The sequence below is a fragment of the Mesorhizobium sp. 113-3-3 genome (assembly GCF_016756495.1).
In the GTDB taxonomy this organism is placed as follows: Bacteria; Pseudomonadota; Alphaproteobacteria; order Rhizobiales; family Rhizobiaceae; genus Mesorhizobium.
Map to the genome: position 1 here is coordinate 3,165,489 of NZ_AP023243.1, position 17,050 is coordinate 3,182,538.

Annotated in this window: 15 protein-coding genes; 11 read left to right on the forward strand and 4 right to left on the reverse strand. The window is 62.7% G+C overall.

What is annotated here, in order from left to right:
• Positions 1 to 27: 27 nt before the first annotated feature.
• Positions 28 to 4,812: a tetratricopeptide repeat protein gene (locus tag JG746_RS15500; protein WP_202358917.1), complete on the reverse strand. Its 4,785-nt coding sequence runs from the start codon at positions 4,810 to 4,812 to the stop codon at positions 28 to 30.
• A gap of 209 nt (positions 4,813 to 5,021) precedes the next feature.
• Between JG746_RS15500 and JG746_RS15505 the strand changes: the two genes are divergently transcribed.
• The 4 genes from JG746_RS15505 (at position 5,022) to JG746_RS15520 (ending at position 8,286) form a co-directional block, all read left to right on the forward strand.
• Positions 5,022 to 5,717, forward strand: coding sequence for a methyltransferase family protein (locus tag JG746_RS15505; protein WP_202358918.1), 696 nt, complete (start codon positions 5,022 to 5,024; stop codon positions 5,715 to 5,717).
• 517 nt (positions 5,718 to 6,234) lie between these two features.
• Complete coding sequence (locus JG746_RS15510; protein ID WP_202358919.1) at positions 6,235 to 6,888, forward strand: hypothetical protein; 654 nt, start codon at positions 6,235 to 6,237, stop codon at positions 6,886 to 6,888.
• A gap of 300 nt (positions 6,889 to 7,188) precedes the next feature.
• A complete protein-coding gene (locus JG746_RS15515) occupies positions 7,189 to 7,353 on the forward strand; it encodes a DUF3309 family protein (RefSeq protein ID WP_202359378.1) in 165 nt (54 codons plus the stop codon).
• Between the two features lie 447 nt (positions 7,354 to 7,800).
• Complete coding sequence (locus JG746_RS15520; RefSeq protein ID WP_202358920.1) at positions 7,801 to 8,286, forward strand: pyridoxamine 5'-phosphate oxidase family protein; 486 nt, start codon at positions 7,801 to 7,803, stop codon at positions 8,284 to 8,286.
• Positions 8,287 to 8,292: 6 nt separating this feature from the next.
• On the opposite strand, the gene JG746_RS15525 is transcribed toward JG746_RS15520, so the two are convergent.
• From JG746_RS15525 to JG746_RS15535, 3 genes are all read right to left on the reverse strand, one after another.
• Entirely contained in the window at positions 8,293 to 9,363 is a 1,071-nt protein-coding gene (locus JG746_RS15525; RefSeq protein ID WP_202358921.1) for a sensor histidine kinase, read from the reverse strand.
• Between the two features lie 183 nt (positions 9,364 to 9,546).
• Positions 9,547 to 9,840 carry a hypothetical protein gene (locus tag JG746_RS15530; protein WP_202358922.1) on the reverse strand — a complete coding sequence of 98 codons (294 nt, stop codon included), beginning with the start codon at positions 9,838 to 9,840 and terminating at the stop codon, positions 9,547 to 9,549.
• Positions 9,841 to 9,974: 134 nt separating this feature from the next.
• Positions 9,975 to 10,232 (reverse strand): hypothetical protein, encoded by a 258-nt coding sequence (locus JG746_RS15535; RefSeq protein WP_202358923.1) that lies wholly within the window; start codon positions 10,230 to 10,232, stop codon positions 9,975 to 9,977.
• Between the two features lie 141 nt (positions 10,233 to 10,373).
• Here JG746_RS15535 and JG746_RS15540 point away from each other — a divergent pair, with 141 nt between their 5' ends.
• The 7 genes from JG746_RS15540 (at position 10,374) to JG746_RS15570 (ending at position 16,995) form a co-directional block, all read left to right on the forward strand.
• Positions 10,374 to 11,099, forward strand: coding sequence for a GntR family transcriptional regulator (locus tag JG746_RS15540; RefSeq protein WP_023687928.1), 726 nt, complete (start codon positions 10,374 to 10,376; stop codon positions 11,097 to 11,099).
• A 3-nt stretch (positions 11,100 to 11,102) separates the two neighbouring features.
• The gene (locus JG746_RS15545) at positions 11,103 to 12,131 is read left to right on the forward strand and encodes an ADP-ribosylglycohydrolase family protein (protein ID WP_202358924.1); all 1,029 of its coding nucleotides are present in this window, start codon (positions 11,103 to 11,105) and stop codon (positions 12,129 to 12,131) included.
• Positions 12,128 to 13,105, forward strand: coding sequence for a PfkB family carbohydrate kinase (locus JG746_RS15550; RefSeq protein WP_202358925.1), 978 nt, complete (start codon positions 12,128 to 12,130; stop codon positions 13,103 to 13,105). Before JG746_RS15545 ends, JG746_RS15550 begins: the two co-directional genes overlap by 4 nt.
• A gap of 39 nt (positions 13,106 to 13,144) precedes the next feature.
• Positions 13,145 to 14,206 carry an ABC transporter substrate-binding protein gene (locus tag JG746_RS15555; RefSeq protein WP_202358926.1) on the forward strand — a complete coding sequence of 354 codons (1,062 nt, stop codon included), beginning with the start codon at positions 13,145 to 13,147 and terminating at the stop codon, positions 14,204 to 14,206.
• Positions 14,207 to 14,273: 67 nt separating this feature from the next.
• On the forward strand, positions 14,274 to 15,143 hold the full coding sequence (locus JG746_RS15560) for an ABC transporter permease (RefSeq protein ID WP_202358927.1): 870 nt from the start codon (positions 14,274 to 14,276) through the stop codon (positions 15,141 to 15,143).
• Positions 15,143 to 15,931: an ABC transporter permease gene (locus tag JG746_RS15565; RefSeq protein ID WP_202359379.1), complete on the forward strand. Its 789-nt coding sequence runs from the start codon at positions 15,143 to 15,145 to the stop codon at positions 15,929 to 15,931. Before JG746_RS15560 ends, JG746_RS15565 begins: the two co-directional genes overlap by 1 nt.
• A complete protein-coding gene (locus JG746_RS15570; protein ID WP_202358928.1) occupies positions 15,931 to 16,995 on the forward strand; it encodes an ABC transporter ATP-binding protein in 1,065 nt (354 codons plus the stop codon). Before JG746_RS15565 ends, JG746_RS15570 begins: the two co-directional genes overlap by 1 nt.
• Positions 16,996 to 17,050: the final 55 nt, after the last annotated feature.

Below are 17,050 nucleotides of genomic sequence, written 5' to 3' on the forward strand. Positions count from 1 at the left end.
GCCCTAAGGTTCCGCGAGCCATCCGAGCTAGTTTGCGTCTAGGGCTGCAGCCTTCTTGCGGTCGGCTGCTGCCCGCTTGTGGTTGCCCTTGGCTTCCCAGGCCCGGCTTCGTGCTTCATAGAGACTGGCAAAGTTGGGATCGAGCTTGATGGCCTTGCTGAGGTCGGCAATGGCCCCGTCGTAGTTTGCCCTGGTTGTCCGGATCACCCCCCGGCCATAGTAACCATAGACGTTGTTGTGATTGAGGCTTAGCGCCTTTTCGAAATCGCCGTAGGCGCGGGCGTCGTCATGATTTCCCATCCGCACGAGTCCGCGATCGGCATAGACCTTGGCTTCGGTAGGGGCGAGCTCGATGGCCTTGTCGTAGTCGCTAAGTGCCCTGTCGTAATCCTCTTTCAAGGCATAGTTCTGGGCGCGGCCGTAATAGGTCGCGGCATAGGTCGGATCCAGCGCGATCGCCTGGTTGTAGTCGGCGATGGAGCGATCGTAGTCCTGCTTGGCATTCCAGGCCAAGGCGCGGGCGAAATAGGCGTCATGGAATGCGGGATCAATGGCAACCGCCTTGTCGAACTGCACGATGGCGCCGTCATAATCGTCCTTCCCAAGCAGCGTCTGACCCTTGGTGAAAAACGCCTTGGCGGTCTTCGGAACGGTATTGCGCGATGCGCCCGAACCGGTGGCTGAATTGCTTGCGACCGCCGCATCGCGCTCCTTGCGGGCATCGGCATAGTTTGGGTCGAGGCGCAGGGCTTCATCGAGATCGGCGATGGCGCGGTCGTATTTCCGCTTCTTGTTCCAGCAGAAACCGCGATTGTACCAGGCTTCCGCGTCGGTCGGCCGCAGGCCGATCGCCTTTGTGGAATCGGCAATGATGCGATCGCAATCATGTTTGGCGGCCCAGCCGCGGCTGCGCAGTATATAGGCGTCCGCATTATTGGGCTGTATCGAAATGATCGTGCTCAGATCCGCGATGGCGCGGTCGATGTCGCCCCTCTGCTGCCAGAGCGAGGCACGATAGAAATAGCTGTCGATGAAGTTCGGGTCGAGTTCTATTGCCTTGTTGTGGTCCGCCATCGCCCGGTCGGGATCGCCCTTCAGCGCGAAGGTGAAGCCGCGTAAACTATAGGCGCGGGCGTTGGATGGGTCGGCAGCAACTGCGATATCGTATTGTTCGATGGCCCGGTCGAACTGTTTTTGAGAGCGCCAGATCGTGCCCGACTCGATGGCATCTTCGGCCACCTTCTTTTGAAGCTGACCGGCCTGTGCGGAGGCGGGCGCTTTCGCCTTCGCCGCCACTGCGACCTTGCGGCCTTTGCGGGCGATGGCCAGCTTTGGATCGAGCTTGAGCGCCTGGTCGAAGTCGGCGATGGCTTGGTCGTAGTCGCCCTTGGCGAACCAGGCGCTGCCACGCCCGAAATAGGCAGGCGCGTAGCCGGGTTCGATTTCGACCGCGCGATTGTAGTCGGCGATGGCGCGATCCAATTCGTTCTTCTTGTCCCATGCAATGGCGCGGCCGAGGTAAGCGTCGAAATAGGTTGGATAGAGCTCGATGACTTTGCCGTAATCGTCGATAGCGCCATCGTAATCACCCTTCTCGGCACGTGAAAGTCCTCGTCCGACATAGGCGGCGGCCCGCTTTGGATCGAGCGCGATCGCGCGGCCGTATTCGGCGATGGCGCGATCGTATTTGCGTTTCTTGTAGAACGCATCGCCACGATCCATGAAAGCCCTGAGGTTCTTGGGATCCGATCCGACGGCAGCCGGCGCGGCGCCGCCCTTCTTCAGGGCGGCCACGGCCGCTTTGCGGGCGACCGCGTAGTCCGGATTGCCCGGATCGAGCCTTATCGCCTGGTCGAAGTCGGCAATGGCGCCGTTGTAATCCTTGCTGTCGGCTCGTTCTATGCCGCGCCCGTAGTAGCTGGGGGCATCCCTGGCGTCGATCTCGATCGCCGCCGAATAGGCTGTGATCGCTCGCTGCGCATCGCCTTTCACATGCCAGGCCATGCCCATGCAGAAATATGCATCCAGCACCTTCGGATCGAGCTTGGCGGCCCGGCCGCAATCGGCGAGGGCACCTTCGGCATCTTCGGTCGTGGCCTTGGCCATGCCGCGGCGAACATAGGCAGAGACCAGATTCGGGAGGCGTTTGATCACCTGGTCATAGTCGTCAATCGCCCGATCATAGGCGCGCTTGGCGTCCCAGGCTTTGCCGCGGCCGAAATAGGCAAGGGGGCTGTCGGGGTCGAGCGCGATCGCCTTGCCATAGGCAGCGATCGCCTGGTCATACTTACCGGCATCCGACAGGCCGTCGCCGTGCTGCACAGCGGCCAGGACGCGCGGGTCGGTCGCCTGAATGAGCTCGGCCATCTCAGCGGCCGAAAGCTTGGCGTCGGGCTGTGTATCGTTGCCGGCGTTCTTCGGGACCGTAGGTTCGGTGCCGGGCTGCAACTCGGCTTTCGCTGCCACCGCCGCCTTGCGGCTGATGAGATAGTCGGCATTGGCCGGATCGAGCTTGATCGCCTGGTCGAAATCGGCAATGGCGCCGTCATAGTCCTTCCTGCCGGCTAGGGTCATGCCACGCCCATAATAGCTCGCGCCATCCTTCGGATCGATCTCGATCGCCACGGAATAAGCGGCGAGCGCACGGGCAGCGTTGCCCTTCGCCTGCCACGCCATGCCCTTGCAGAAATGTGCGTCGCGCGCCTTTGGATCGAGCGTGGCGGCTCTGTCGCAATCGGCGAGAGCGCCATAGACGTCGCCAAGGGCGATCTTGGCGAGACCCCGGCGAAAATGCGCCGCGGCAAAATTGGGGGCGCGTTCGATGACCTTGTCGTAGTCGGCGATCGCCTGCTGGTAGGCGCGTTTGGCGGCCCAGGCCTTGCCGCGGCCGAAATAGGCGAACCGGTTGTTCCGGTCGAGCGCCATCGCGTGGTTGTAGGCGCCGATCGCCTGATCGTACTTGCCCATGTCCAGGAAGGCATCGCCCCCAAGGATCGCTTCGAGGGCCTGAGGGTCGGTCGCCTCCAGGGTCCTCGCGGCCAGCGTGTCCTGCGTGGCCGTTAGATCGGGAACGACGGCTGACGGCGTCGGCTGTTGCGTGTCCGGCAACGGTGGTGGTTTGCCGTGGTTACCCGCAACCTGTCCACTGCAGCCTCCCGCCCATTTTGGATCGAGTTCGGCGGCGCGGCGGCAATCCGCCGCTGCACCGACCATATCGCCCTTCAGTGTCCTGGCGCCGGCCCGGCTGAAATAGGCTTCAGCGCTCTCGGGATCGAGGCGGATCGCCTTGTCGAGATCGAGCAGTGCCCCGTCGACGCCATATTTTGCGAGGCGCGCCTCGGCGCGTTCGAGCAGGATTCTTGCGGCTGCCGGGTCCCTCCCTGTGGCAACCGACGGAGCTGTTTCGCCCGGGGCGTGTTCGCTGCAAGAGCCTGCGCGCTTTGGGTCGAGTTCGATGGCGCGCCGGCAGTCGGTGGCGGCAGTGGCGTAATTTCCCTGGGATGCCTCGGCAAGCGCCCGGTCGTAGAAGGCCTCGGCGTTGTAAGGATCCAGCTGGATCGCAAAGCTGAATGAATCTATCGCGCCTGCGACGTCGCCTTGCACCTGCTGTTCCAGTCCCCGTTTGAGATTCCAGGCAACGAGTTCGGAGTGATCCTCGTTGGGGTATAGTTGCAGCGGTTCGTACACAGGGGACGCGGCAGGCTTGGGTGTCTGCGGCACGGCCTTCGCGCCCACCGGCCCCGTGTCGCAGCCACCTGCCTTCTTCGGATCGAGCTCGACGGCCTTTCGGCAATCGGCGGCCGCGCCGCTGGCGTCGCCGCTGCGGGTGCGCACCAGGGAGCGACCGAAATAGGGCCTGGCATAGTTCGCATCAAGAGCGATCGCTCTGTCGAAATCGGCCATGGCGCGATCGTTGTTGCCTTTGCTTGCCCACGCTACGGCCCGGTAATAGTAACCGTCGCTACCAGCGGCATCGAGTTCGATTGCCTTGCTGGTGTCGGAAATCGCGCGTATCCAATCGTTCTTGCCAAGCCAGGCGGCACCGCGGCCGGCATAGGCGTCGGCGTTATTTGGATCGAGGCCCAGCGCAACGTCATAATCGGCGATGGCGGGATCGAATTCGCCCGTGGCGGCGCGGGCAATGCCGCGGTTGATATGGACGATCGCGTCCTGCGGATCGATGCGGATCGCCTCGTCATATTCGGCGACGGCGCGCACCAGGTCGTTCTTCCTGTCCCAGGCGATCCCGAGGCTGGCATGCGCCTTGCCGTTGCCGGGATCGGCCTCGATCGCCTGCTGAAAATCGAGAATGGCCGCATCGGTCTTGCCTTTGCGCAGGAAGGCGGCGCCGCGGCTGGAATAAGCATCGCTGGACGATGGTTCCAGGCTGATGGCGATGTTGAAATCCGCGATAGCCCGCTCGTCATCCCCCTTGTCGTACCAATCGGCTCCCCGGTTGAAGTATGGCGAGGCCTGTTTTGGATCGAGCGCGATCGCCTCGCTGTAGTCCGCGATCGCTCGATCTTGATCCTGCCTGTCGTCCCAGGCGACGCCTCGATAGAAGTAGGCCATGACGCGGATGCGCGTCATCTCAGCGGTGTCCTCGGCAATCGGCGTGCAGGCGGCGAGGCGCTTGTCCGGCTCGATGTCCTTGCCGATGCAGGTAGCATAATCCTTCTCAGCCGCGAGCGCCGATATGTTGAGGGCAAGAATGACCGCGAGCCCAGCCAACAGCCGGCTGGGCGAAAGCTTGATCGGCACAGGCAATCCGATCGCGACGGCAGGCAGCCGTGCACCTCTCCAGCTCGCCATATCGCTGGTCCTCCCCCCCCAAAAATCCTGGTCCGCCTCAGCGGTTAATCCGAGTATTGTTCCTTATTTGTTCCAAAAATGCAAGCATAAATTGTAGCGACGTCGAAACATGCATGCTCCACGCAAATTCCGGTTGGCATCTTTCCGATCTTGCCGGTTAACCCCCCGGCAATGGTTGCGTGCAATGGTCCCTTCGAGGGATCACCGGGGTGCTTGCGTTGCTCACGTCAAAAAGTGAAGCGTTATCGCATAACAATGAGGGCGGATTTTTCTCCGCCGCGCGAAGGCATGACATACTGGTCGACCTGCGTGAAGGCTTCTTTCGCCTCTGTGCGCTGGCCTGCGCGGGGCTGTTCGTCTATCGCGGCGTGTCTCAGCTCGTGGAGGATCCGACCAGGCTCAACGCCGCGCTGGTGGCGATTTCCGAGATACTCACTTTCACCTGGCTGCTTCTGTCGCGGCGCCCGGTGACGCGTGACTGGAACCCGCTTACCGTCATCGTCTCCGTGACCGCCAGTTTCGGTGTTGCGTTGATCAGCCTCCAGCCTGGCATCGCGCTTGTTCCCGTCTATTTCGCCGCGCCGCTGCAATTCGTTGCGCTGTTGTTTGTCATCTGGGGCAAGATATCGCTTGGCCGTTCCTTCGCCATCCTGCCTGGCAATCGCGGCGTGATGACGGGCGGCGCCTACCGGATCGTTCGGCACCCGATCTATGCCGGCTACCTCGCCGGCCATGTGCTTTATCTGCTGTCGGCCTTTTCCTTCCATAATCTCGCGGTCTATGCGGTCATCACCTATATGCAGCTGTACCGTATCCTGCGCGAGGAAGCGTTGCTGGCCGCCGAGCCGGAGTATCGCGCTTACATGGAACGTGTGCGCTACAGGCTGTTCTACCGGGTATTCTGAGGGCAACACGGTAAGAAGCCGGGGGTGGTCGATCCTGTTTGGGATTGGCTACAGAGCTTGCCCGAGCGGGTCACCGCTTCACAGAAACCCTGACCGTTTTATCTCCTTGTGTTGACACATCCCCCCGTGAAGCTGGTCCCGTTTTCCTGAAATTGCTGACGCGCGCTGGGTGTTTCAGCTTGCTGACAGGCGCGGCCCATCCTGAGCAGTGAATGCTCCCCGATTTTCAGGGCCAGACGCTGGCGGGGATGTATGCCGGCAACAATGCGAGTAGGCCCCAGGAATCGGTTTTGGTTTGGCAATGACGATTTATATCGATAATATCATCTTGAAATAGAAAATATCTTTTACATGTGTATTATAGTTTTATTACTATAATAGTCTTTGAGTTTTATCAACAAAAACCATCGCTTTAGCAAGCTTCTGCGATTTGAAACCGAATCTCACCTGCCACGTAGCTGAATCTGCAATCGGCTTTGCGCCGACTGCCTTAGCGCAACGACAACAGGAGAGTGTTATGGCTTTCACCATCAGAACAGTCGCCAATGTGTTAGCGGGTAGTGCAATGGTCCTCGTTCTTTCCATGCCGGCAAGCGCAGCTGGGCTCAGCGTCGGCGCCTCGGTGGGCGGCAGCGGCGGCGTCAATGCCGGCGTCGGCGCTTCGGTCGGCGGCAGCGGTGGCGTCAACGCTGGTGCCGGCGCTTCTGTCGGCGGTTCCAGCGGCGTCAGTGCCGGGCTTGGCGCCAATGTCGGAGGTAGTGGTGGCATCAATGCCGGCGCAGGCGCCAACGTCGGCGGTTCCAGCGGCGTCAGTGCCGGGCTCGGCGCCAATGTCGGAGGTAGTGGTGGCATCAATGCCGGCGCCGGCGCCAATATCGGCGGCTCGAACGGCATCAGCGCCGGACTCGGCGCCAATGTCGGTGGCACCGGCGGCATCGGCGCCGGTGTCGGCCTGGGCATCGGTGGCGGAACCAATCCCAGCAATTCGTCAAATCCGTCCAACCCGAGCAATCTCTCGAACCCCAGCCATCCGAACCTGTCGAGAGTCGCGGCCCAGATGTCGGACAGCAAGGTGGCGCGCATGAAGAAGCGCTGCGTCGACGTGCTCAGCAGCGAAGGCACCTATGATCGCGATCTGCGCCAGCTCTGCCTGCTGATTGCCCGCCGCTGAGCCGCTGAGGATGAGCACCGCCAGGAACGCGAGTGCAGAACCAGCCGTGAGGCTCTGACCGCACTCTCCTGGCCTCCGGCCGGTCGGAAGCCCGCCATGTCGGCGGGCTTCTGCGGATTCAGTGATTTCGAGACCCTGCCGGGACGATCAGGCCTTTTCGTTTCCGGCAAACTTCCTTTCCACGCGCATGCCCTGCCGCGATCGGGCGGAACAGTAGGGCTGCTCGAACGTTCTCGTCTTCGAAACACCGCGTCCGGCGGTGCTCAAACCGGCGATCAAGCGCCCACAGGAGCGGGAACCATGAGCTTAGGCACGATACTCATCATCATTCTTGTCATTGCGCTGCTTGGCGGCTTCAGCGGCCTCGGCGGCGGACCGTTCTATGGAACGGGTTACTATGGCGGCGGCGGGCTGGGGCTCTTGCTGCTGATCATCATCATCCTTGTCGTGCTTGGGCGCATCTAGCTGACCCGCAAGTCGTCGGGGGTGATCGCGATCTCGTGACCCCGGCGAGGCCGGGGCGCAACGGATTGTGATGAAAGCTCGCCGGCTTGTGATCCTGTGTCCAGCAGGACTCGCATATGGTGATTTCGGTCCACACCCCCCGTGGAAACAAGAGGAGAGGGTCCCACCCCTTCATCCTCCTCCAAGGCCCGCTCCGGCATCCCGGAGCGGGCTTTCGCGTTGAAGCCGGGGGAACCGGCTTGCGTCGAGACAGTTGAGTTTGCGGAAGGCTGCCCAATGTCCAGAAGGACAGTCCGCGAAATTCGCGATGATCTTCACGTCATGGGGGGATCGCGGCCACATCGAAACCACCCAGGGCGTAGAGGCCTTGATCGGCATCGCGGACGCAGAGGCTATCAAAGTGATACGCCGCATCGATCGCGGGGCCTGAACAGGAAGAAGGATTTGATGAACATCAAGGAGATGACGCGGCAGGACTGCGTCGCCCTTTTGAAGACGCAACGCCTTGGTCGTCTGGCCTGCGTGCGTGATCAAAAACCCTATGTGGTGCCGGTCCATTTCGCCTACGGCGAGAATTCTATTTTCAGTTTCTCGCTTCCCGGCAGGAAAGTCGACTGGATGCGGACCAATCCCCATGTCTGCCTTCAGGTCGACGACGTCGGCGGTGTCAATGGCTGGAAGAGCGTCGTGGTGGAAGGCGTGTTCGAGGAGTTGCCCAAAGCGCCTGATGCGGATGCCGGCATGACCGGTGTCGAAAGGATGACTGTTCCGGTCGATAGCGACCGCCAGCTTGCCTGGTCGCTTCTTGCCACGCATGCGAATTGGTGGGAGCCGGGAGCACTGAAGCCCGGCGATACTCTGGCGCCCTCGGGCAGCCATCTGTTCTATCAGATCAGGATCGAGACGATGTCGGGAAGGCAGGCCTCGTGGTAGCGGTTCTTACGCCGCGCGCGGCACCCGTGACGTGAATGTTGCCCGGGTGACCGAGACGCTTGTGCCGTCGGTGTCGCTGATGGTTTCCACCCGGGCATCCAGCTGCCTCACCAACGCCTCGACGATGGCTGTTCCAAGCCCCTTGCTCGGCACGTCATTGGCGATCTTGCCGACGCCGTTGTCCGAAACAGTCAATTTCCAGTCGCTGCCTGCTGTCTCGAAGGTAACCTGGATACGGGCGCCGGTCTTCTCCTGCGGGAAGGCATATTTGATGGCGTTGAGGACAAGTTCGGTGACGATCAGGCCGAGGCTGACGGCACGATGCGAGTCAATCCTGCCGTCCTCCGCCGCAACGGTGACCTCGATCGGCTGGGTCTCGCCGATCATTGACGAAACGAGGCTGCCGCACAGCTTCGAAAGGTAGGAGCCGACATCGATCTCGTCGACGCCGATCGAGGTGTGGAGATGGCGCTGCACCTCGGCCACGGACAGCACGCGCTGATGAGCATCCTTGAGATGCTGGCGCGTCTCTTCCGAGGTAACCGAGCGTGCCTTCAGCAACAGGATGCTGGCGATGATCTGCAGGCTGTTGGCAACCCGGTGCTCCATCTCGCGTAGCAGCACGTCCTTCTGCTGGAGCAGATCCTCGGTGCGGCGCAGCAGCTCCTCCTTTTCCCGCTCGATGACCCGGCGGGCGGTGATGTCATTGAAGGCAAGCAGGATGGTGACGGCGGGGCTGTGGTCGTAAAGCACCTTGCGGGCGTTGAGCAGCATGGTGCGGGGGCCGATCCTCGGGAAATCATGCTCGACCTCGAAGCCGTCCATGGCGGTTTTCTCAGGGATGATCGTCTCCAGCAGCAGGCGAAGTGCGGGAATATCCCACTGGCCGTCGCCGAGCGCGTAGAGCAGCGTACCCTGCGTCTGCGCAGGGTCGACCTCGAATGTCTTGTAGAAGGACCGGCTGGCTGCCAGTACACAAAACCGCTCGTCGAGCACCAGGAATGGTTCGGTGATCGTGTTGACGATCGCCTGCGCCAGCGTTTGCGCATCGTGGATATTCGCAATGGGTTGAAACATGGGCAAAGCCAGACGAGCGGCGTTCTGCCGCTCCAAGGATTGACGCTACACCTTTGCTGAACCGTTGTCGCGAATTGAATCCGCCAGCGGCTGCGTCGTTGGCCTATCGCCGAAAGGATAAGGCGGGCACGGGGCCCGCCTTGTCCAAATGGTCGATCGGGCCTGAGCCCAAATCGCGGTGCGTCAGTTCGCGCCGCCGAGCTGCTTGGTCATCTTGCAGAAATTGTCATGCGACTTGGCAATGGCCTCATCGCCGCATTCCTTCATCATGCCTGCGCGATCTTCTTCCTTCATGGCCATCCAGGCAGTCTTGAATTCCGCCTCGGACTTCATGGTCTTCATGCCGGCATCTGTGAAGAACGGCGCCATCTTTGCCGGGTCATCGAGCGCCGACGTTCCGGTGCTGCCTCCTGCGAGCGCCGAACCGGTTATCATTGCAAGCGCCATCGCGCCCATCGTGAGCATCTTGAAGTTCATCTGGGAATTCCTCTCTGTCGAGGTCATTGGAATAAACGACCTGCAGATAAACGGGTCTGCGAGAAAACTGTTCCTTCATACGAACATAAATTAAGATCGCTTTTTGTTTTCTCGCCCCTACACGGGATGGCCGCCTACTCCATGTCCGGCACGTCGCCACTGACAAACAGCGTTGTCGGCGTGCCGTAGTCGCCAAGTGTCGGGTCGGCATCGCGGCTCCATGCGATGACGCCGACATGTTTTGCCGCGAGAGCCCTGGCGGTGCGTATGGCGCGGTCTTCACTCTGCTGGTCGGCTGGGCCGAAGGCCGGAAACAATTCACCGTCCTCGCCGCGATCGAACGCGACCACCACGATCAGCTTGGGATTTTTACGCTCTGTTGAATGGGACACAGGTTACTCCTTCGACGCAGAACCTATCACACCGCCGGCAATCCGCAGTGAGGTGTTTGATCTGTCTCGGTATCGCATTGACAGGACAGGCGCGGCCATGTATTGAACAGGACTATACAGGTTCACTGAACAGGTATGGATATGAAGCGACGCGCGGTTCAATTGTCTCCCGGCACGGGCAAGCCCGAGCAGATCGCGACCGTTCTGGAACATGAAATCCGCTCCGGTGTGCTCGGCTTCGGCGACCGCCTGCAAAGCGAGAACGAGCTCGTCCAGCGCTTCTCCGTCAGCCGCAACACCGTCCGCAAGGGCCTCGAGGAACTGTCCAGCCGCGGGCTTATCACCACCAAGGTCGGCATCGGCTCCTTCGTCACCTTCGACGGCAAGCCGGTTGACGATTCGATTGGCTGGTCGCGGGCTCTGGCCAATGCCGGCGCCAACGCCGAGACGAGGACGCTGCGGCTGGAGGTCATCGAAGACGCCGACCTTGCCGCGCTGCTTGGCATCGAAAGCCCGTTCTTCATCGCTGTCGACCGGGTGCGCACCAATGCCAGCGACGGCCATGCGATTTCCATCGAGCGCAGCCGCCTGCCGCTGTCGCCGGAGCTCGAGGATGTGCCCCTGCGCGGCCTGCGCGAAGGCTCGCTGCACCAGACGCTGCGCGGCGCCGGCCTCATCCCCGACCATGGCGAGGAATGGGTCGGCATCGAAATGCTCAACGCCGAGGACGCGGCCATCCTGGGCTGCCCGCAAGGCACGCCTTTCCTGCGTGGCCGCCGGCTGACGCGCGCGGCCGACGACCGGCCGATCGAATATGTCACCAGCCTGCTCAATCCCGCGCATTTCGCGCTGCATATGAGGTTCTGAGCGATGGCGGACACGCTTGATCGCGCCATGGGCGCGCTTGTCGGCGGGGCACTGGGAGACGCGCTCGGCATGCCGACGCAGCTTTTGTCGCCGGCCCGCATTGCCGAACTCTACGGCCATGTCGAGGATTTCGTCGCGCCCTTCGCCGATCATCCGGTGTCGAAAGGGCTCGCGGCCGGCACCATCACCGACGATACCGAACAGGCGCTGCTGCTCGGCCGTATTCTTGTCGAATCCGGCCAGCGGTTCGACCATACGCGGTGGGTCAACGCGCTTCTCGACTGGGAGCGCGAGGTCAAGGCGCGCGGCAGCTACGATCTGCTGGGGCCATCGACCAAGCGCGCCATCGACGCCATCAACAATGGGGTGCCGGCCGATGAAGCCGGGCGCAGCGGCGACACCAATGGGGCTGCCATGCGTATCGCGCCGGTCGGCATCATGATGCCGCTGGAGCCGCTCGACGCGTTCGTCGCCAAGGTGGCCGAGACCTGCCGCGCCACGCACAACACCTCGATCGCCATAGCCTCGGCCGCGGCGGTCGCGGCCGCCGTCAGCCGCGGCGTTGCCGGGGATGACTGGCGCGCCGCATCCGACAGTGCCGTCTCCGCGGCGAGGCGAGGGGCGACGCTTGGCCATTGGGTGACCGGCGGCGACATCGCCGCGCGTATCGTCTGGGCGCAGGATCTGGTGCGCGGCAAGGCGACGGGGGATGCGATCCGGCTGATCACCGATCTGGTCGGCACCGGCGTCGCCAGCCAGGAATCGGTTCCGGCGGCCTTCGCCGTGCTGGAAGTCGCCGCCGGGGATCCCTGGCAGGCGGCGGTGATCAGCGCCAATCTCGGCGGCGACACCGACACGATCGGCGCCATCGCCGCCGGCATGGCCGGCGCCTGCACCGGCTTTTCACTGTTACCGCGGCAGCATATTGACCGGCTTGTCGGCATCGACATGTCGGAGGTGCGCGCGCTTGCCGCCGATCTCGTGGCGGCAAGGGTGGCCAAGGCCGGCCCGGGCAAGGACGCGGCGGCATGAGCGGGCGTCTCGTCCATATCGGCAGCGCGGTGGTCGACTATGTCTACCGCATCGACGCCTTGCCGGCGCCGGGTACCGAAAAGACAGCATCGAGCTTTGCCCAGGTCGCCGGCGGCGGCTTCAACATGATGGTTGCGGCCAGACGCACCGGCATGACGGTGGTGTTCGGCGGCCAGCTCGGCAGCGGGCCGAATGGCGATTTTTTGCGCGCAGCCTTCGCCGCCGAGGGCATCGAGACGCTGACGCCGCCATCGCCCGTGATGGACAGCGGCAACTGCGTCGCCATGATCTCGAGCGATGCCGAACGCACCTTCGTCTCATGGCCGGGCGCGGAGAGCGTTCTCACCCTCGACATGATGGCGCCGGTATCGGTGACACCGGGCGATTGGGTGTTCACCTCAGGCTATACGCTGAGCTATGTGGGCAGCCGCGACGCGCTTACTGATTGGATCGAGGCGCTGCCGGCAAACATTCCTTTCGTCTTCGACCCGACGCCGGTCATTTCTGAGATTCCGCGTCCCATCCTGTCGCGCGTGCTTGCCCGCACCACATGGCTGAGCTGCAATGCAGCAGAAGCCGCCGAGATTGCCGGCCCAGGTGATGTCGAGGCGCTTGCGGCGCGGCTGCTTGGCGACCATTGCCCGCAGGCTGCCGGTATCGTCATCCGCTCCGCCGCCAAGGGCTGCCATGTCAGGCTGGCCGACGGCACGGCGCAGACCGTCGCCGGGTTCAAGGTCGATGCCATCGATACCAACGGCGCCGGCGACACCCATATCGGCGCTTTCGTCAGTGCGTTGGCGCGCGGCGTGTATCCGTTCGACGCGGCGCGCTACGCCAATGCGGCGGCGGCCATTTCGGTCACCCGCCATGGCGGTTCATCGGCGCCGACCGATGCGGAAATCCAGACTTTCCTGAGCCAGGCCGCCGCGAGCGGCGCGCCAGGCCGGACAAAGAAGGCCCATCAGACAGCCTGACAAGCCCCGCCAAGCGGGCAAACAAAGAGAGGAACCAACATGCGCATGCCAAGACTGACTGCTCTCTTGACGGCGACCGCCGTCTTCACCACCGCACTCACGCTGGCCGCCAGTGCCGCCGAGGTGCATGTGCTCAACTGGAAAGGCTACGGCGCCGACGAGCCCTGGGCTGTCGCTGCCTTCGAGAAAGCGACCGGCAACAAGGTCGTCAACGACTTCTTCAATTCCGAACAGGAAATGCTGACCAAGATCCGGACCAATCCGGGGCTTTACGACGTGGTCATGATCAACGCCGCTTTCAACGACCAGGCGATGGCGGAAAAACTGATCCAGCCGATCGATACTTCGAAACTGCCGAACTATGCCGACATCAGCAAGGACAAGGCCGGCTCGCCGATGCTCGACCATGACGGCAAGGTCTATGGCGTGCCATGGGTTTGGGGCCTGACGGCGCTCGCCATCAACGAAAAGTCGTTCGACAAGCCGCCGACGTCGATCGCCGAAATGTGGGACCCCGCGCATAAGGGCCGCGTCGTCATCCGCGACGACGCCGTCGAGGCGGTGCAGTTCGGCGCCATCGCCACCGGCCAGAACATCAACGACATCAAGGATATGGAGGCGGTCAAGACGAAGCTCACCTCGCTGATGCCGCAGATCAAGACCTTCTGGAGCTCGGAGAACGACTGGAACCAGATGGTCGCTTCCAACCAGATCGACATCGGCACCTACTGGAGCGGCTCGGCCGACCGCGCCAAGACGCATTTCAAGCTGCCGGTTTCGCTGGTCATTCCGCAGGAAGGCGCCGTCGCGTGGCTCGATGCCTTCTCCATCCCGGTCGGTTCCAAGAATGTCGAAGGCGCGCAGGCCTTCATCAACTGGATGATCGACCCGAAATTCTACGTCGAATGGGTCACCAAGGTCGGCGCTCCGGTTTCCGCCAACACCAAGGCGGTGGAGGCGCTGCCCGAAGATGCCTTCAACCGCAAGGTGATGGGCGATCCCGAGGTTGGCAAGCGCATCCAGTTCCAGGCACCGATCACCGATGCCCAGCGCGAGGCCTATCTGGCGCTCTGGCAGCAGCTCAAGGTCGACGTGAAGTAGAGTTCACGTCTGGACCAGCCGGCGGTTCGCGCCGGCTGGTCCTTCAACCCTGGGGAGGAGTGTATCGATGGCAGTACAGGGCGCGGTCGCGTCGCGCAGCGGGTTGAGATCGGCTCTGCCGTTGCTGGCGCCGGCCTATCTCTGGCTGACGGTGGCGATCTTCCTGCCGCTGTCGGCCATGGTCTTCTTCTCCTTCATGACCGACCTGCCGCTGTCGGGAAAGCCTTGGGCTTTCACGCTCGGCAACTACGCCGCCTTCTTCTCGCAGAGCCTCTACCTGACATTGCTGCTCGCTTCCCTGCGCCTCGGCCTTGAAGTGACGCTGTGGTGCGTCGTCATCGGCTATCCCGCCGCCTACGTGCTCGCCAAGGTGCTGAAGGGGCGCGGCCGCGAGGCGATCTTTCTCCTCGTCATCCTGCCGTTCTGGTCGAACGGGCTGGTGCGCATCTTCTCCTGGGCGATGGTTTTGCGCGAGGGCGGCATCCTCGATACGGCGCTCAACGCCGTGCTACCGTTCAAGATCAACATCGATCTCATGTATTCGTACCCGGCCGTCATCATCGGCCTGGTGCACTCCTATGTGCCTTACATGGTGCTGACCTGCTACCTCACTCTGCAGGCGATCGACGACTCGCTGATCGAGGCCGGGCGCTCGCTCGGCGCCTCACGGCTGCAGGTGCTGAAGCGGGTCATCATCCCGCTTTCGATGCCGGGACTGGTGGCAGGGGCGGCGCTGATCTTCGTTCCTGTCGTCGGCTCGTTCATGGAGCCGCGCATCCTTGGCGGCCGAACCGGCACTTTCTACGGCACGGTCATCGAGGACCAGTTCGTCGCCGTGTTCAACTGGCCGCTGGGGGCGGCGCTCTCCTTCATCCTGCTCGCCGTCGTGCTGGTCATTCTGGCCGTCGCCTCGCCGGTGTTGCGGAGGGCCGCGTGATGAAGACCAACCGCATCCTCGAAGGACTGGGCCGGTTCTACATCTTCCTGCTGCTCGCCTTCCTCTATCTGCCGATCATCATCATGGCGCTGATGTCGTTCAACGTCTCGCCCTTCTACCAATTGCCGTTCGAATGGACGACCGAGTGGTACGCTTCGCTGTGGCAGAACGACCAGCTGATCGCGGCCACCTGGAACAGCCTGGAAATCGCAATCATCACCACGCTCATCAGCGTGGTTCTCGGCTCGGCGGCGTCGCTGGCGCTTTACCGCTATGAATTCCGCGGCAAGAAGGTGCTGCAGGCGCTGCTCTTCCCGCCGATCGCCATTCCGTGGCTGATCACCGGCACGGCGATGCTGATCTTCTTCTTCGGCGTCGGCATCGGGCGCGGCCTGTTCGCCATCCTGCTCGGCCATGTCGCGCTGGCGCTGCCCTATGTCATCGTCGTCGTTTCGGCGCGGCTGCAGACTTTCGCGCCGGAGCTGGAAGAGGCGGCGCGCTCGCTCGGCGCCAACCAGTGGCAGGTGACAATGCGCGTGACGCTGCCCTGGATCATGCCGGGCGTCATCGCCGGCGGGCTGTTCGCCTTCGCCGTGTCGTTCGACCAGTTCGTCGTCTCCTACTTCCTGTCGACGCCCGGCCAGACGACGCTGCCGGTCGAAATCTATGCCGCGATCCGCAAGGGTTTCACGCCCGAGATCAACGCGGTCTCGACCATCATCATTGTCGTGTCGATGGCGCTGATGCTGCTCACGGCGCGCTTCTTCAAATTCGGCGGAGAGAAATAATGGCCGGCGTGCAGGTATCCAACGTCTCCCGCAGTTTTGGCGCCCACAAGGCACTGGACGATGTCTCCATCGATTTCGCCGATGGCGGCTTTTATGCACTGCTCGGACCATCGGGTAGCGGCAAGACCACGCTGCTCAGACAGATCGCCGGTTTCGATTTTCCCGATACCGGCCGCATTTCCATCGGCGGCGAAAGCGTGGAACGCGTGCCGGTCGAGAAACGCCGCATCGGCATGGTGTTCCAGAACTACGCGCTGTTTCCCAATATGAGCGTCGCCGACAATGTCGCCTTCGGCCTGTCGGTGCGCGGCGAGGCCAAGGCGGTGATCGCAGCGGAAGTGCAGCGTGCGCTCGACCTAGTGCAATTGGGCAAGCTCGGCGGCCGGCGTCCACACCAGCTCTCCGGCGGCCAGCGCCAGCGCGTCGCGCTGGCGCGCGCCATCGTCACCAAACCGCGCGTGCTGTTGCTCGACGAGCCGCTTGGCGCGCTCGACAAGGCGCTGCGCGTCGACATGCAGATCGAGCTCAAGCGCATCCAGCGCGAGATCGGCATCACCACCATCTTCGTCACCCACGACCAGGAAGAGGCGCTGACGATGAGCGACCGCATCGGCATATTGCGCGATGGCAGGCTGGTGCAGGAAGGGCCGCCGGAAGAGATCTACGACCGGCCGAAGAGCGAATTTGCCGCCACCTTCCTCGGCGACGCCAACATCTTTCGCGGCGATACCACCGGTAACGGCATCCGCCTGCCGGACGGCACGGCGATCGCAGCGGGAGTCGGGCCAACTCTTGCCGCCGGCGCCAAGGCGAGCTGCGCCGTGCGGCCGGAACGCATCCGGATCGCCACCGATGCCGGGGCTTCGGATGGCGATGTGAACACGCTGAAGGGCCAGGTTTCCAAGCGCATCTTCGCCGGCAACAACAGCACCTATTTCGTCGAGCGTGCCGGCCAGACGCTGAAGGTTATCGTGCAGAACACCGGCGCCGACAGGCTGGCGGAAGGGCAGGATGTGGTGCTGCGCTGGTCGCCGGAAAGCACGGTGTTGATTGCTGCGAGCTGATCCTCGTTCTGGCTCTTGCCAGATGGCAGGCAATAAGGAACAGCATAGCCGCGCA

Coding starts and splice junctions, on each gene's coding strand:
- JG746_RS15500 (WP_202358917.1), bottom strand. CDS start 4,812: ATGGCGAGCTGGAGAGGTGCACGGCTGCCTGCCGTCGCGATCGGATTG.
- JG746_RS15510 (WP_202358919.1), top strand. CDS start 6,235: ATGGCTTTCACCATCAGAACAGTCGCCAATGTGTTAGCGGGTAGTGCA.
- JG746_RS15515 (WP_202359378.1), top strand. CDS start 7,189: ATGAGCTTAGGCACGATACTCATCATCATTCTTGTCATTGCGCTGCTT.
- JG746_RS15520 (WP_202358920.1), top strand. CDS start 7,801: ATGAACATCAAGGAGATGACGCGGCAGGACTGCGTCGCCCTTTTGAAG.
- JG746_RS15525 (WP_202358921.1), bottom strand. CDS start 9,363: ATGTTTCAACCCATTGCGAATATCCACGATGCGCAAACGCTGGCGCAG.
- JG746_RS15530 (WP_202358922.1), bottom strand. CDS start 9,840: ATGAACTTCAAGATGCTCACGATGGGCGCGATGGCGCTTGCAATGATA.
- JG746_RS15540 (WP_023687928.1), top strand. CDS start 10,374: ATGAAGCGACGCGCGGTTCAATTGTCTCCCGGCACGGGCAAGCCCGAG.
- JG746_RS15545 (WP_202358924.1), top strand. CDS start 11,103: ATGGCGGACACGCTTGATCGCGCCATGGGCGCGCTTGTCGGCGGGGCA.
- JG746_RS15550 (WP_202358925.1), top strand. CDS start 12,128: ATGAGCGGGCGTCTCGTCCATATCGGCAGCGCGGTGGTCGACTATGTC.
- JG746_RS15555 (WP_202358926.1), top strand. CDS start 13,145: ATGCGCATGCCAAGACTGACTGCTCTCTTGACGGCGACCGCCGTCTTC.
- JG746_RS15560 (WP_202358927.1), top strand. CDS start 14,274: ATGGCAGTACAGGGCGCGGTCGCGTCGCGCAGCGGGTTGAGATCGGCT.
- JG746_RS15565 (WP_202359379.1), top strand. CDS start 15,143: ATGAAGACCAACCGCATCCTCGAAGGACTGGGCCGGTTCTACATCTTC.
- JG746_RS15570 (WP_202358928.1), top strand. CDS start 15,931: ATGGCCGGCGTGCAGGTATCCAACGTCTCCCGCAGTTTTGGCGCCCAC.